Raw genomic sequence first — 14,916 nt, 5'->3', positions numbered from 1 at the left:
CAATTACCTTAATATAAATATCCTCCATCTCCCCCTATTCCCTATATCCTTACTCCCGACTCCCTTTACTATCTATAATTTTGCTAATTGCTCCTTAGCAAACTCCCGCAGTTTAGGATCAGGGTCATGCTTTGCTCTATCCCGCAATAAAGACCGGATTTGGGAATGGTTAGGATAATATTCGAGAATGGCCTGAAGGGCTATTTGTCGAGGATTGTAATTCTCGTCATCTCTCTCGTAATCTCTGTCTTTATCAGGGTCAAAGGGGTCATGGAGAGTGCGATCGCATAAAAATTGCGATAACCAAAGCTGGTCGTGCCAAGCTTGAGCTAACTGTTGAATTGCTTTACCTCGCACATCCGAATCAGTATCAGAGCGAGCGGATTCTTGAAGTATGGCTAAGGTATCTGGGTGGTCTTGGTAACCTTTAGCTAACTGTTCTATTGCTTTACCTCGCACATCCGAATCAGTATCAGAGCGAGCGGATTCTTGAAGTATGGCTAAGGTATCTGGGTGGTCTTGGTAACCTTGAGCTAACTGTTCTATTGCTTCACCTCGCACATCCGAATCACTATCAGAGCGAGCGTATTCTTGAAGTAGGGGTAAGGTATCTTGGTGGTCTTTGTAACCTTCAGCTAACTGTTCTATTGCTGTAACTCGCACATCCGAATCTTTATCAGAGCGAGCGTATTCTTGAAGTAGAGGTAAGGTATCTGGGTGGTCTTGGTAACCTTGAGCTAACTGTTGAATTGCTTTACCTCGCACATCCGAATCAGTATCAGAGCGAGCGGATTCTTGAAGTATGGCTAAGGTATCTTGGTGGTCTTTGTAACCTTGAGCTAACTGTTTAATTGCTGTACCTCGCACATCCGAATCACTATCAGAGCGAGCGGATTCTTGAAGTATGGGTAAAGTATCTGGGTGGTCTTGGTAACCTTCAGCTAACTGTTCTATTGCTGTAACTCGCACATCCGAATCTTTATCAGAGCGAGCGGATTCTTGAAGTAGGGGTAAGGTATCTTGGTGGTCTTTGTAACCTTCAGCTAACTGTTTAATTGCTGTAACTCGCACATCCGAATCTTTATCAGAGCGAGCGTATTCTTGAAGTAGAGGTAAGGTATCTGGGTGGTCTTGGTAACCTTGAGCTAACTGTTGAATTGCTTTACCTCGCACATCCGAATCAGTATCAGAGCGAGCCGATTGTTGAAGTAGAGGTAAGGTATCTTGGTGGTCTTGGTAACCTTCAGCTAACTGTTCTATTGCTGTAACTCGCACATCCGAATCTTTATCAGAGCGAGCGGATTCTTGAAGTAGGGGTAAGGTATCTTGGTGGTCTTTGTAACCTTTAGCTAACTGTTTAATTGCTGTACCTCGCACATCCGAATCACTATCAGAGCGAGCGGATTCTTGAAGTATGGCTAAGGTATCTGGGTGGTCTTGGTAACCTTTAGCTAACTGTTCTATTGCTTCACCTCGCACATCCGAATCAGTATCAGAGCGAGCGGATTCTTGAAGTATGGCTAAGGTATCTGGGTGGTCTTGGTAACCTTTAGCTAACTGTTTAATTGCTGTAACTCGCACATCCGAATCTTTATCAGAGCGAGCGGATTGTTGAAGTAGAGGTAAGGTATCTGGGTCGTCTTTGTAACCTTGAGCTAACAGTTCAATTGCTTTACCTCGCAGCACATCCGAATCAGTATCAGAGCGAGCGGATTCTTGAAGTATGGCTAAGGTATCTCGATGGTCTTTGTAACCTTTAGCTAACTGTTCTATTGCTTTACGTCGCACCCACGAATCTTTATCAGAGCGAGCCGATTGTTGAAGTAGGGGTAAGGTATCTTGGTGGTCTTTGTAACCTTCAGCTAACTGTTTAATTGCTGTAACTCGCACATCCGAATCTTTATCAGAGCGAGCGGATTGTTGAAGTAGAGGTAAGGTATCTGGGTCGTCTTTGTAACCTTGAGCTAACAGTTCAATTGCTTTACCTCGCAGCACATCCGAATCAGTATCAGAGCGAGCGGATTCTTGAAGTATGGCTAAGGTATCTCGATGGTCTTTGTAACCTTGAGCTAACTGTTCTATTGCTTTACGTCGCACCCACGAATCTTTATCAGAGCGAGCCGATTGTTGAAGTAGGGGTAAGGTATCTGGGTGGTCTTGGTAACCTTTAGCTAACTGTTCTATTGCTTCACCTCGCACATCCGAATCACTATCAGAGCGAGCGTATTCTTGAAGTAGGGGTAAGGTATCTCGATGGTCTTTGTAACCTTGAGCTAACTGTTCTATTGCTGTACGTCGCACCCACGAATCTTTATCAGAGCGAGCGGATTCTTGAAGTATGGCTAAGGTATCTGGGTGGTCTTTGTAACCTTGAGCTAACTGTTCTATTGCTTCACCTCGCACCTTCCAATCATTATCAGAGCGAGCGGATTCTTGAAGTATGGCTAAGGTATCTCGATGGTCTTTGTAACCTTGAGCTAACTGTTCTATTGCTTTACGTCGCACCCACGAATCTTTATCAGAGCGAGCCCATTCTTGAAGTAGGGGTAAGGTATCTCGATGGTCTTGGTAACCTTGAGCTAACTGTTCTATTGCTGTACGTCGCACCCACGAATCTTTATCAGAGCGAGCGGATTGTTGAAGTAGGGGTAAGGTATCTGGGTGGTCTTGGTAACCTTTAGCTAACTGTTCTATTGCTTCACCTCGCACCCACGAATCATTATCAGAGCGAGCCCATTCTTGAAGTAGGGGTAAGGTATCTCGATGGTCTTGGTAACCTTGAGCTAACTGTTCTATTGCTGTAACTCGCACCAACGAATTAGTATCAGAGCGAGCCGATTCTTGAATTAGGGGTAAGGTATCTCGATGGTCTTTGTAACCTTGAGCTAACTGTTCTATTGCTGTACGTCGCACCCACGAATCTTTATCAGAGCGAGCCGATTGTTGAAGTAGGGGTAAGGTATCTGTATGGTGTTGCCAATGGGTGGCTACTGCTACCACAGCGTTAGTGCGAATATCACGGACTAACCTTGTCTCATCTCCATACTGGTCATAATAATAATTTAGATCATAGTAAATTAAGTCTTTGATACGATTTAGTAATCCAGTATCCGTTAATTTAATCTCATACCGATTCCTAACCTCAGACAAACAATCTGCTGCCAGAAATAAATTACCAAACTTATACCCTTCTCCATCTTGTGCCATCAAATACTCAATAATCTCTCCACCTTTCTTAGAATAAATCATGCCCACAATCAACCTCAGCACTTCATGCCACGATTCATCTCGCCAGTGCTTACCAAATACTTCGGTTTTTAACTGTTCTAGGTCAATCTCCTGGGTTTTCTCAAATTTCATGACAAATTTCCAAGCACAGAAATATTCCAAAAATGTCCGATGCACAAAAGCGTAATAATCGGCTCCCATGAAACACAAGATAAAATTGCGGGTGCGCAACTGATTAATCATTACCTTAGCAACGTCTCTGGGATTAGTAAAATCCTGTAGTTTCAGATCATCTTTGATAATCCGTTCTAAATCCTCTCCACTAATCAGATTTCCCGCTAATCCGGCTTGATTACCCTGCATAAAATATGCCACTTTTCTTAGTATATGTTGCTTATATTCATCATCAATAATCTTCGGGTCAACACGATGATCTTCTTGTAATGCTCGTTCCACATCCCATTGATGGAGCAGTAATCGAGAGGATTGGTTATAGAGTTCAGAGCGGTCACGAGGCAAGTCTTGATTGCGATTCAGGATTGCCATCATGGTTAGTAATAGGGGATTTTGCGCCAGTTCTCGAATCCGATAGGATGTCTCAATGGCTTTTTGTAAGCGCTCCTGTTTCCTAACTTTATCGGCTTGATCAGTAAAGTTTAATTTATGCCACTTCTCAATAAAGTTTTGAATTTGTTCTGACTCCAAGTCTTGGAGCATAACATGACGGAATTCAGCATCCCGTAGCCGTTGGGGTTTATAACCAATTACCCGAGATGTTACAATTACTCTTACTTTAGGATAGCGATTGGTAAAGCGATGAATCTCCGTAATTACATCTATTCGTTTCTCTGGATCAAACACTTCATCCAAGCCATCAAACATAACTAACACCTTACCATCTTTTAACTCCTGATCAAGGTGATGTTGATTCAGATGACATATCGCTCCACTGCTTTGATGGCAGAATTCCAAGAAGTTATTACACTGTCCACTATCGCAATTCCGGATATAGGTGCGTAATTCAATCAGTAAGGGAATTGATAGAGAACTGTCAGTAGTTAGATCGGTTTTTGCCCACTCCAATGCTAAATATTGCAGCAACGTAGATTTACCAGAGCCTGGGTCTCCTAAAACCACCAAATACCGATAGCTTTGAGAGTCCTCAATTACATCCAATACGGATTTTATCGGTTGTTGATAATAACGCTCTTTAGCTCGTTTCAACTCATCTTTGTCAATTTCCCTTTGTAGTTGACCACTCTCGCGCAGTTTTTGAGAATCATCCTTAGGAAGTTCATGAATCGCCTCCGGCATCAAGTCATGAACTTCTCGGACATTTTGAGGGATAAATATTTTCCATAGTTTTAGTTCGTTATAAGCACAGCCACTAGTATCTAAACTATCCAATTTGACATTACCGTAGCTCTCTAGGAGTGCTTCCTGATATTCCCTTAAGTCAAAATCTGGGATAATTCCTGGTTTAGTGTTTTCTGCGATCGCTTCCAAGGTTTGGGAATCCCGAATAGGCCGTAAATCATCGGATTCCCGAATAATCGTTTTTACTTCCTTGACATACTGTTTACCAATATAGTGCCAATCAAATCCTTCCGGTAATGGTAATAAGTCAAGCTCAATCCAAGTGTGGGCTAAGGTATCGGTATCGATTCGTTTACAGCCATACTTGAAAGCACTGCCCAGGATAGCTTTAATAGATTTATGTTTAATATACTGCTTGAGGGGTTTAGTATACTGTTTTACGTCTTGCTTAGATAAATCCGCATCTTCCAATTCTTCTTGCACTAAAGCCACAAATTCTTTTAAGGCTTTACCCAAGAGTTTTTTCTGGATATTTTGATCCGATAGTCCAGTATAATCTTTAATAGACTCTTTGAAAAACTCTTTAGTATAGTCTTCTAGAGCTTCTTTCGCCAAAGGACCAATTACTTCCTTGGCAAGATAGTCACCAGCAGTATAAAGTCCCCAAATTGCTAACCAATCCAGCATGATGTTGGTAGTTGTTTTTCGGTTTATTTATCATTATATACGAAAGGCAATCAGTTTGACCTGATAGTGCGTTACGGGACGGACTTTCTCAACACTGGCTAAGGATAACATGAGGGCGAGCCTGGTGCATCTCAATGCATGCTATTTGACGCGGTGGTGCGTTACGGGCAACAACCTAACACTTGCTATGGCTTGCGTCTTGGCGAGCCCGTCCCTAACACACCCTACGCCTTAATTCTAAATTCTAAATTCTAAATTCTAAATTCTTCATTCTTCATTCTTCATTCTTCATTCTTCATTCTAAATTCTAAATTCTACATTCTACATTCTAAATTCTAAATTCTAAATTCTAAATTCTAAATTCTAAATTCTAAATTCTAAATTCTTCATGCTAAATTCTCCTTAGCAAACTTCCGCAGTTCAGGATCGGAGTCATGCTCTGCTCTATCCTGTAATAAGGATCGGGTTTGGGAATGGTTAGGATAATATTTGAGGATGGCATTAAGGGCTGCTTGTCGAGGATTGTTTTCTAGTCCATAGACAATCACGTTTTTCTTATCCTTATTAGGATCATAGGGGTCATGGAGAATGCGATCGCATAAAAATTCAAATAACCAAGGCTGATTGGCCGTAGGCCACGCTACGCGATCGTGCCAACCTTGAGCTAACAGTTCAATTGCTCTACCTCGCACATCCGAATCAGTATCAGAGCGAGCCGATTCTTGAAGTAGGGCTAAGGTATCTCGGTGGTCTTGGTAACGTTTAGCTAACTGTTTAATTGCTGTAACTCGCACATCCGAATCAGTATCAGAGCGAGCCGATTCTTGAAGTAGGGCCAAGGTATCTCGGTCGTCTTGGTAACGTTTAGCTAACTGTTCAATTGCTGTACATCGCACCTGCCAATCAGTATCAGAGCGAGCCCATTGTTGAAGTAGGGCTATGGTATCTCGGTGGTCTTTGTAACCTTTAGCTAACTGTTCAATTGCTCTAACTCGCACACTCGAATCAGTATTATAGCGAGCCCATTGTTGAAGTAGGGCTATGGTATCTCGGTGGTCTTTGTAACCTTTAGCTAACTGTTCAATTGCTGTAACTCGTACCCACGAATCAGTATCAGAGCGAGCCCATTGTTGAAGTAGGGCTATGGTATCTCGGTGGTCTTTGTAACCTTTAGCTAACTGTTCAATTGCTGTAATTCTTACCCACGAATCAGTATCAGAGCGAGCCAATTCTTGAAGTATGGCTATGGTATCTCGCTGGTCTTTGTAACTTTTAGCTAACTGTTCAATTGCTTTACATCGAACATCCGAATCAGTATCACAGCGAGCCAATTCTTGAAGTAGGGCTAAGGTATCTCGGTGGTCTTTGTAACCTTGAGCTAACTGTTCAATTGCTCTAACTCGCACCTGCCAATCTTGATCACAGCGAGCCGATTGTTTAAGTATGGCTAAGGTATCTCGGTGGTCTTTGTAACCTTTAGCTAACTGTTCAATTGCTGTACCTCGCACCCACGAATCAGTATTATAGCGAGCCAATTCTTGAAGTATGTCTAAGGTATCTAGGTGGTCTTTGTAAGCTTGAACTAACTGTTCAATTGCTCTAACTCGCACCTCCGAATCAGTATCACAGCGAGCCGATTGTTCAAGTAGTGCTAAGGTATATTGGTGGTCTTTGTAACCTTGAGCTAACTGTTCAATTGCTGTAATTCGCACCTCCGAATCAGTATCAGAGCGAGCCGATTGTTTAAGTATGGCTAAGGTATCTCGGTGGTCTTTGTAACCTTTAGCTAACTGTTCAATTGCTCTACATCGCACCCACAAATCCGTATCAGAGCGAGCCAATTCTTGAAGTATGGCTAAGGTATCTCGGTGGTCTTTGTAACCTTTAGCTAACTGTTCAATTGCTGTAGCTCGCACCCACAAATCCGTATCAGAGCGAGCCAATTTTTTAAGTAGGGCTAAGGTATCTCGGTGGTCTTTGTAACCTTGAACTAACTGTTCAATTGCTCTAACTCGCACATACCTATCAGCATCCGAGCGAGCCAATTTTTTAAGTAGGGCTAAGGTATCTCGGTGGTCTTGCCAATGGGTGGCTACTGCTACAACAGCTTTAGTGCGAATATCACGGACTAAGTTGGCCTCATCTCCATACTTGTTATCAGTAGAATTTAGATCATAATGAATTAAGTCTTTGACGCGATTCAGTAATCCAATATTCGTTGATTTAATCTCATACCGATTCCTAACCTCAGATAAACAATCCCCTGCCAGAAATAAATTATTAAAATCATCCTCTACTCCACCTTGTTCCATCAAATACTCAATAATCTCTCCACCTTTGGTAGAATCAATCATGCCCACAATCAACTGCAGCGCTTCATGCCAATATTCATCCCGCCAGTGCTTACCAAATACCTCGTTTTTCAACTGTGCTAGGGAAATATCCTGCTTTTTCTCAAATTTCCTGACCAATTCCCGAGCACAGAAATAGTTCAAAAATGTCCGATGCACAAAAGCGTAGTAATTGGCTCCCATTGAACAGAAGATAAAATTGCGGGTACACAACTGATTAATCATTACCTTAGCAACAGCTTTAGGATTAGTAACCTCCCGTAATTTCAGCTCCTCTTTGATAATTCTTTCTAAATCTTCCCCACTAATCAGATTTCCCGCTAATCCCCCTTGATTACCCTGCATGAAATCTGCCACTTTTCCCAATATCTGTTGCTTATCTTGATAATCAATAGTCTTCGGATCAACACGATTATCTTCTAGTAATGCTAGTTCCACATCCCATTGATGGAGCAGTAACCGAGAAGATTGGTTATAGAGTTCAGAGCGGTCACGAGGCAATTCTTGATTGTGGTTCAGGATTGCCATCATGGTTAGTAATAGGGGATTTTGCGCCAGTTCTCGAATCCGAGAGGATGTCTTAATGGCTTTTTGTAAGCGCTCCTGTTTCCTAACTTTATCCCCTTCATCAGTAAAGGTTAACTCATGCCACTGCTCGATAAACTTTTGAATTTTTTCCGACTCCAAGTCTTGGAGCATAACATGACGAAATTCAGCATCCCGTAGCCGTTGAGGTTTATAACCAATTACCCGAGATGTCACAATTACTCTTACCTTAGGATACTGATTCGTAAAGCGATGAATATCAGTAATGACATCTTCTCGTTTCCCTGGCTCAAACACTTCATCCAAGCCATCAAACATCACTAAAACCTTACCAGCCTTTAACTGATCATCAAGTTTATTTTGATTGATATCACATATCGCTCCACTACTTTGATGGCAGAATTCCAAGAAATCCTGACACTGTCCACTATCGCGATTCCGGATATAAGTGGGTAAGTCAATCAGTAACGGAATCCGTAGAGAACTTTCAGTAGTTAGATCAGTTCTTGCCCACTCCAATGCTAAATATTGCAGCAAGGTAGATTTACCAGAGCCTGGGTTTCCTAAAACCACCAAATAGCGATAGCCTTGAGAGTCTTTGATCACATCCAATATCGATTGAATTGGCTGTTGATAATAAACCTGTTTAGCTCGTTGCAACTCCTTTTGGTCAATTTCGTGATCTAATTCACCACTCTCTTGCAGTTTTCGATAATCATCCTTAGGCAGTTCATGAATCGCCTCCGGCATCAAGTCATGAACCTCTTGCACATTTTGGGGGATAAATATATTCCAGAGTTTTAGTTCATTATAAGCACAGCCACTAGTATCCAAACTATCCAATTTAACATTACCGTAGCTCTCTAGGAGTGCTTCCTGATATTTCCTTAACTCAACATCTGGGGTAATTTCTGGTTTAGTGTTTTCTGCGATCGCTTCCAAGGTTTGGGAATTTCGGATAGGCCGTAACTGCTCTGATTCCCGAATAATATTTTTTACTTTCTTATTGTTCTTTTTTTTTCCTTTCTTGAGATAGCTTTTACCAATATAGTACATAGTGCCAATCAAATCCTTCCGGTAATTCTAATAAGTCAAGCTCAATCTAAGTCTTCGCTAATATATCGGTATCTATTCCTTAACAGCCATACTTGAACGCACTGCCCAGGATAGCTTTAATGGATTTATGTTTAATATACTGCTTGAGAGGTTTACTATACTGTTTTAATTCTTGCTTAGATAAATCAGCATCTTCCAATTCTTCTTCCACTAAAGCCATAAATTATTTTAATGCTTTACCCAAGAGTTTTTTCTGGATATTTTGATCCGATAGTCCGGTATACTCTTTGATGGATACTTTGAATAAGTCTTTGGTGTAGTCTTCTAGAGCTTCTTTGGCCAACGGACCAATCACCTCTTTGGCGAGATAGCCACCAGCACTAGAAATTCCCCAAACTGCTAACCAATCTAGCATGATATTGGTAGTTGTTTTTTGGTTTATCTATAATTATAAAGTAAAAGGAGTAGGGAGCGGTGCGACCCGTGGCGAATTTAATAATTAGATGCGGAAAGCGCACCGAGGGAGTCGGGAGCAGGAAAGTCCAATATAGCGTTTATGGGATGTATGAGGTACGCTTCTCAAGCTCAAAGTCCCTCTTTTATAAGGGAAACGGGGGTACGCTTTGGGAACAGGGAACAGGGAGCACAGCTGATGGCTGACAGCTGACAGCTGACAGCTGAGGGCTAAATGCTTACCGGCAGTTGCTAAGATCAAACTCATCAGTCGGAAAAATTGAGGTCATCTCATGTCACTTGCCAAACCCTCATTTAAAAAAGTTATTCTCCCTCATCCGGCTAAAGAAACCCTGCCCACCATGTATGATTTACCCAGTGAAGATCCCGAGGAGCCGGGTTTGCCTGACGAATTTCATCTTTGGCAACCACAACTGTGTAGTGAAACATTTCGCCCTCCCAATTATGACAGCGAAAGGGTGTTTGTGGCCAGTGACTTAAATTTATATTATGACCCCAACCATACCGCTTGGTACAAACGACCGGATTGGTTTGCGGTAGTAGGGATTTCCCGATTCTACCAGGGACGAGAGCTCAGAATGAGTTATGTGATCTGGCAAGAAGAAGTCAGACCAATTGTGGCGATAGAGTTTCTCTCTGCCAGCACCAGAGATCAAGACCTTGGTTACAGTGAACGAACGGGAGAACCACCAACGAAATGGGAAGTGTACGAGCAGATTTTAGCAATTCCCTACTATATCACCTTTGAGCGAGTCACCAACGAATTAAAAATCTTTCACTTAGATGGCGGCAGCTATCAACCCCAAACAATAGATAATTCCCAATTTTGGATCCCTGAGTTGCAATTGGGTTTAGGGCTATGGCTTGGGGAATATCGGGGATTGAATCGGTTGTGGCTACGTTGGTATGATCAAGATGGAAATTGGATTGCCACTAACGCAGAACGAACCGAACAAGAACGGCAACGAGCCGAACAAGAACGGCAACGAGCCGAACAAGAATACCAACGAGCTGAACAGGAACACCAACGAGCTGAACAGGAACACCAACGAGCTGAACAAGAACGTCAACAGAAGGAACTGGCTCAACAACGAGCTCAACAACTAGCAGAACGGTTACGACAGATGGGTATTAATCCCGATGAAATTTAACCCCTGTCTGAGTTTTTCTGTAAGCTATCAGCTATCAGCGTGTCGCGTATCAGCTATCAGCTAAAGGCTGACCACTGACGGCTGACCGGTCAAGGATTATTGGGGATGTGATCGATTTGGGCATAGCCACTGAAAACTAGCTTTTTACCCTGGGTCTCTAGACGATTGATGCGCATAGTAACACCATCAAGGTTGAAGCGGTCTAGATCCACCATATTGTTCAAGATCTCATCCAGGGCTACTGTCAAAGTTTGAGATATTTCTTGTAACGACTCTGGTATTTCATTAGCTTGAAACTGGGAGTCTTTAAACAAAATCCGCCGTCGCCGCTCTACTCCGATGGTAGATGTCATACTAATCGGTACTATGCCGTAATTCGGTAGATCAGCCTTAGCAAATAACCGTAGACCATTGTTCGGTTGCAGCTGCACTTGCACCTCAGTAAAGGAAACCGGAGCACCACCAGATAGTGCGGTTAAGGCTGGTGTAGAAAGGTTTTCCAGCCGCTTTCTTACTAGTTGTGCTTTAAAGGATTGGTTGATGTCAGCTTCAGTAAGAATAACTTGAGCGATCGCTTGAGTAGGTTGTTTCAGAGAAATCTTACCCTGAAGCACTGAGCTGAAATCCAGAGAGACAGCATCGGTTTCAAAGGACATCTCCTCTGTCCGGAATTCCCGACGAATCACTAAACCACGACCACTCATTTTGAAACTATCGATGCTACCTTGTAGCAACTTGCTAGAGGGATAGCAGCGCACAGACACATCTACCGATTCGCTTGTGGTAAACAGGTGGCGAATGGTCTTGCTGGCAACAGTATTGAGCAGCTGTTCACCCCAGTCAGTGCCAGAATTATTTGTACCGGTGAAGCCACCTAACATAACCATCTTGCATCCTGCGAGAGTTACTTCTACATTTGTAACAAAATGTGAAGAACTCAGCAATCGATCCTAGGGATTAAGGTTATTTGGTTATTCCCCATTGACATCCAGTGTAGCGTAAGTTAATCGGTTGTTCACCTTTAGTGTCCAGTGCAGGGTAGGTTATTTGGTTGGTTATCGGTTAATCAGCTGTAGTATATCAAATGTAGTATCTCAAACTGGTTAGCTCCAGAGGTCTCGGTTGTAGGGCTTTAGTTGTAGACCTAAAGGGGTCAAAAGCCAGTCTCAACCTTTATAGCATTTGTCATAGTTATCAAGTACATTCAATTTTCTTATCCAATCTTGATGGACTCGCTCATGGAGGGGAAGCCATCATGAAGGCGCTGGCTCCCCAATGGCTGGGCTGCTCCCTACTCTCTACTCCCTGCTCCCTATTCCCTAACAACCAGAGCCTAAGTACCTGACCCAATTGAGAACTACTTTATAATCCTTCACCTAATTGTTTACTTTCGTAAAATGTAGCTTAATATAATTAAGGCTTTATAATACTTGTAAAAGTTAGTCAAGAACAAAAATTAACCTAAAGTTGCGGTCTGTAACGTAATTAATGGGATTTTTGGGATGAGTATCACCGATTCTCATTTACCGATTACCCCTTACTAAACTCAGTTACAGCAAAGACTCCAGGTCAATACAGCAACCAGAGCTTTTTTTGTTCTCCTACTTTGTAAGCACCCCGCTCGCCCATAGACGAGGCAATAACACCAATAGTTAATCCCACATCTCCGCCAGCGGGTAGGACCAACGGGCTAATCTTGCCCGAATAGCTAAAAAACTCGGTTAAAAACTTCTAGGTATACGATTATTATGAGCGATAGCACTGTGAGCGATAGCACTGTGAGCGATAGCACTGCAATCAATGAAAACACTACCGCAGTTCAGCTAGCAGAAGCTCCAGCACAGGAAACCTCTGCCCTGGATACACTTCCCCCTTTACCTGGAAACCGTCCCATTGCTCCTAGTGAGCTTCATATTAGTGAAACACACAGCATAATGGGACATCGACCAATTGATGCCAGTAATCTCCAGGTATTAGAAACGATGTCTGTAATGGGAGAGCGCCCCATCACTTCTAGCAACATTGAGGTACTCGGTATCATGAAGGTGTCTGGGGAGAGACCAATTGCTGCTAGTAGTCTTCATCTTGACGAAATAGAGTACATCATGGGCAAGCGTCCCATCGCCCCAAATGATATTGATGCTGATCCACAGCTGATGGGTTATTTAGATTAAATTCAATCACCTGTTGATTTAGCGTCCGCTCCCACAACTGTTTTTTCCACGAACCACCCCTGTTTCAAAACAGGGGAATTTTGTGATTAGCTATTACTCAAGCCATTAGTAATTAGTAACGTAAGCCATAGATTAACCTTAAACCTTAAACCTTAAACCTTAAACCTTAAACCTTCAACCTTCAACATATCAAGGTGTTCTAAAAAATACTGACGATATAAATTACAACAGAGTGTGACTTGATTTCTCTGAACACTCACCAAACCCATACTCTGTAACTTATAGATACTGATTGGATCTAGTTCAACTCCCCTATCTGCTATAACCACCTGTTTAAGAGTAGTAGCTAAATCAGGATTTGCCCTGAGTACACTCAAGTGTTGCCGCAAATAGTCACTATAAATTCCCGTAGCAGTAGCTGCTTCAGCGAGTAATTGTTCTAGGCTAATGTTATGATAAGCCAAATGATAGAGAGCAAGCTGCACTAATCCCGGATGTCCTCCCACCATAGCCATCAGTTTCTCAGCAGCTTCACTATTTGACCAATGTAATCTATAAAGCTGCGCTAACTGCTGGATTTGCTGTTTGTTAAACTCGGGTAACTTAATCGGTAATCCCACATTAAACGGAGATTGGGAAGTTTCCAGAGCAACATAAATTTCTGTCGAGTAAACCACAATCACCCGCAGCTTTCGCCACACCGGTAGTTGTTTAGCTTCCTCATGCCAAGAGCGCAATAAGGGCAAAAAATCTTTAGCAGTTTGGGCATGCTCAAACAGGTGATGAACTTGATCCATTGCCAAAACGAGGGGATGGTGTATTTTTTCTAGGATATGTTCTTGTAAGTAACTCATACAGCTGACCTTACTGCCTAGGTCTTTATCCCAATAGTCATCCAGTTGGTGGGGAAGCTGGAGTTGGTAACTGACGTTAACACATAACCAGCGCAATAGCCGGTCTAAATTACTTAAAATGGCGGTTTCGGCTTGGTCAAAATTGAGGTATACTCTGTGATATTGTTTTTCTCTTGCCTGGTCTAATATTCGCAGCAGCAAAGAGGTTTTTCCTGTCTCTTTTGGTCCTGTAATCCGGAGCAAACTCCCAGGTTGCTGGATGGCTTGATAGCAAAGCTCTTCAATAGGAGGACGCTTTATATAAAGCTGAGATGGTAGGGGAAGTGCTCCACTGGGAAATTCAGCAATTTGACGTAGGCATTGACGGCGGTAATATTGCTCAATTATCTCTTGATAGTAGGGAGTAATCGGGGTTGTCTCCAGGGTGTTCCGGAAATTGGTCTTGGTGATCGCTTTGCCAAAAATATCTCCCAGTAATCGCCACAACTTATAGGCAGTCTTTCTGAGGTATTCAGGACCATAGTGTGCTTCGATCGCCATATCGGTATAGGTTTTTCCTTCCCAGGCTTGGTGCAGTATCCATTCCTGAAGTGGAGTCAACTTGATTTTCTCAACACTTTTGAGGATGTCAAGTACCTGATCAATAGTCATCACTAACAGTTCCCCAATATCTCAAACGACACTTTAGCGCTTTCTAACAAGGCAGACAATTAATTTAGGTTGATTCAGTGATTAAACTGGCTACACTTGCTAATTGACAAATACATACTATTATGTATAGTGCTGACATGCCTATCAAATGGTTGTCTTGGGATAGTTGACAAATAACTTATTTAAGGGGAATAATTCGGTTTTAGGTATATTCTAAGGGATTCGGGGTTAATTGAGTGGGTTAATCCGATAAATTTCCAGCAGACTGGGTCAATAGTGTAGCCAAATTTTAAAAGCAATTGGCTACATTTTTGTGTTGACGGTAGAGGATACTATCGCCACAATGCTATATGTTGCTCCAACAAATAGAGCTTGTCTGCTAAATCCATAGGTTGAGATAAGTCGGTTGCTATAAATAAAGGAAATA

General features: G+C 42.4%; 9 protein-coding genes. 3 read left to right on the top strand and 6 right to left on the bottom strand.

Annotated elements, in window-relative coordinates; all coding sequences use genetic code 11:
- Positions 1–72: 72 nt before the first annotated feature.
- From F6K64_RS05590 to F6K64_RS05575, 4 genes are all read right to left on the bottom strand, one after another.
- Positions 73–5,232 (bottom strand): HEAT repeat domain-containing protein, encoded by a 5,160-nt coding sequence (locus F6K64_RS05590; RefSeq protein WP_287265044.1) that lies wholly within the window; start codon positions 5,230–5,232, stop codon positions 73–75.
- Between the two features lie 386 nt (positions 5,233–5,618).
- On the bottom strand, positions 5,619–9,185 hold the full coding sequence (locus F6K64_RS05585; protein WP_287265042.1) for a HEAT repeat domain-containing protein: 3,567 nt from the start codon (positions 9,183–9,185) through the stop codon (positions 5,619–5,621).
- 79 nt (positions 9,186–9,264) lie between these two features.
- The gene (locus F6K64_RS05580; RefSeq protein WP_008191138.1) at positions 9,265–9,405 is read right to left on the bottom strand and encodes a hypothetical protein; all 141 of its coding nucleotides are present in this window, start codon (positions 9,403–9,405) and stop codon (positions 9,265–9,267) included.
- Between the two features lie 3 nt (positions 9,406–9,408).
- On the bottom strand, positions 9,409–9,600 hold the full coding sequence (locus F6K64_RS05575) for a hypothetical protein (RefSeq protein ID WP_008191140.1): 192 nt from the start codon (positions 9,598–9,600) through the stop codon (positions 9,409–9,411).
- Positions 9,601–9,668: 68 nt separating this feature from the next.
- On the opposite strand from F6K64_RS05575, the gene F6K64_RS05570 reads away from it, so the two are divergent.
- The gene (locus tag F6K64_RS05570) at positions 9,669–9,845 is read left to right on the top strand and encodes a hypothetical protein (protein ID WP_154659986.1); all 177 of its coding nucleotides are present in this window, start codon (positions 9,669–9,671) and stop codon (positions 9,843–9,845) included.
- Between the two features lie 86 nt (positions 9,846–9,931).
- Positions 9,932–10,810 carry a Uma2 family endonuclease gene (locus F6K64_RS05565; protein WP_008191141.1) on the top strand — a complete coding sequence of 293 codons (879 nt, stop codon included), beginning with the start codon at positions 9,932–9,934 and terminating at the stop codon, positions 10,808–10,810.
- An 89-nt stretch (positions 10,811–10,899) separates the two neighbouring features.
- Here F6K64_RS05565 and F6K64_RS05560 read toward each other — a convergent pair whose 3' ends face one another.
- Complete coding sequence (locus F6K64_RS05560) at positions 10,900–11,691, bottom strand: LmeA family phospholipid-binding protein (RefSeq protein ID WP_008191143.1); 792 nt, start codon at positions 11,689–11,691, stop codon at positions 10,900–10,902.
- A gap of 867 nt (positions 11,692–12,558) precedes the next feature.
- Here F6K64_RS05560 and F6K64_RS05555 point away from each other — a divergent pair.
- Positions 12,559–12,984: a hypothetical protein gene (locus F6K64_RS05555; RefSeq protein ID WP_008191146.1), complete on the top strand. Its 426-nt coding sequence runs from the start codon at positions 12,559–12,561 to the stop codon at positions 12,982–12,984.
- 152 nt (positions 12,985–13,136) lie between these two features.
- Here the strand turns inward: F6K64_RS05555 and F6K64_RS05550 are convergent, their stop codons facing one another.
- Positions 13,137–14,489: an AAA-like domain-containing protein gene (locus F6K64_RS05550; protein WP_008191148.1), complete on the bottom strand. Its 1,353-nt coding sequence runs from the start codon at positions 14,487–14,489 to the stop codon at positions 13,137–13,139.
- Positions 14,490–14,916: the final 427 nt, after the last annotated feature.

The organism is Moorena sp. SIO3A2, assembly GCF_010672265.1.
GTDB classification, from domain to species: domain Bacteria; phylum Cyanobacteriota; class Cyanobacteriia; order Cyanobacteriales; family Coleofasciculaceae; genus Moorena; species Moorena producens.
Note: the sequence above shows the minus strand (reverse complement) of the source record. Positions and strands in the feature narration are given on the sequence as shown.

Coding starts and splice junctions, on each gene's coding strand:
- F6K64_RS05590 (WP_287265044.1), bottom strand. CDS start 5,232: ATGCTGGATTGGTTAGCAATTTGGGGACTTTATACTGCTGGTGACTAT.
- F6K64_RS05585 (WP_287265042.1), bottom strand. CDS start 9,185: ATGTACTATATTGGTAAAAGCTATCTCAAGAAAGGAAAAAAAAAGAAC.
- F6K64_RS05580 (WP_008191138.1), bottom strand. CDS start 9,405: ATGGCTTTAGTGGAAGAAGAATTGGAAGATGCTGATTTATCTAAGCAA.
- F6K64_RS05575 (WP_008191140.1), bottom strand. CDS start 9,600: ATGCTAGATTGGTTAGCAGTTTGGGGAATTTCTAGTGCTGGTGGCTAT.
- F6K64_RS05565 (WP_008191141.1), top strand. CDS start 9,932: ATGTCACTTGCCAAACCCTCATTTAAAAAAGTTATTCTCCCTCATCCG.
- F6K64_RS05560 (WP_008191143.1), bottom strand. CDS start 11,691: ATGTTAGGTGGCTTCACCGGTACAAATAATTCTGGCACTGACTGGGGT.
- F6K64_RS05555 (WP_008191146.1), top strand. CDS start 12,559: ATGAGCGATAGCACTGTGAGCGATAGCACTGTGAGCGATAGCACTGCA.
- F6K64_RS05550 (WP_008191148.1), bottom strand. CDS start 14,489: ATGACTATTGATCAGGTACTTGACATCCTCAAAAGTGTTGAGAAAATC.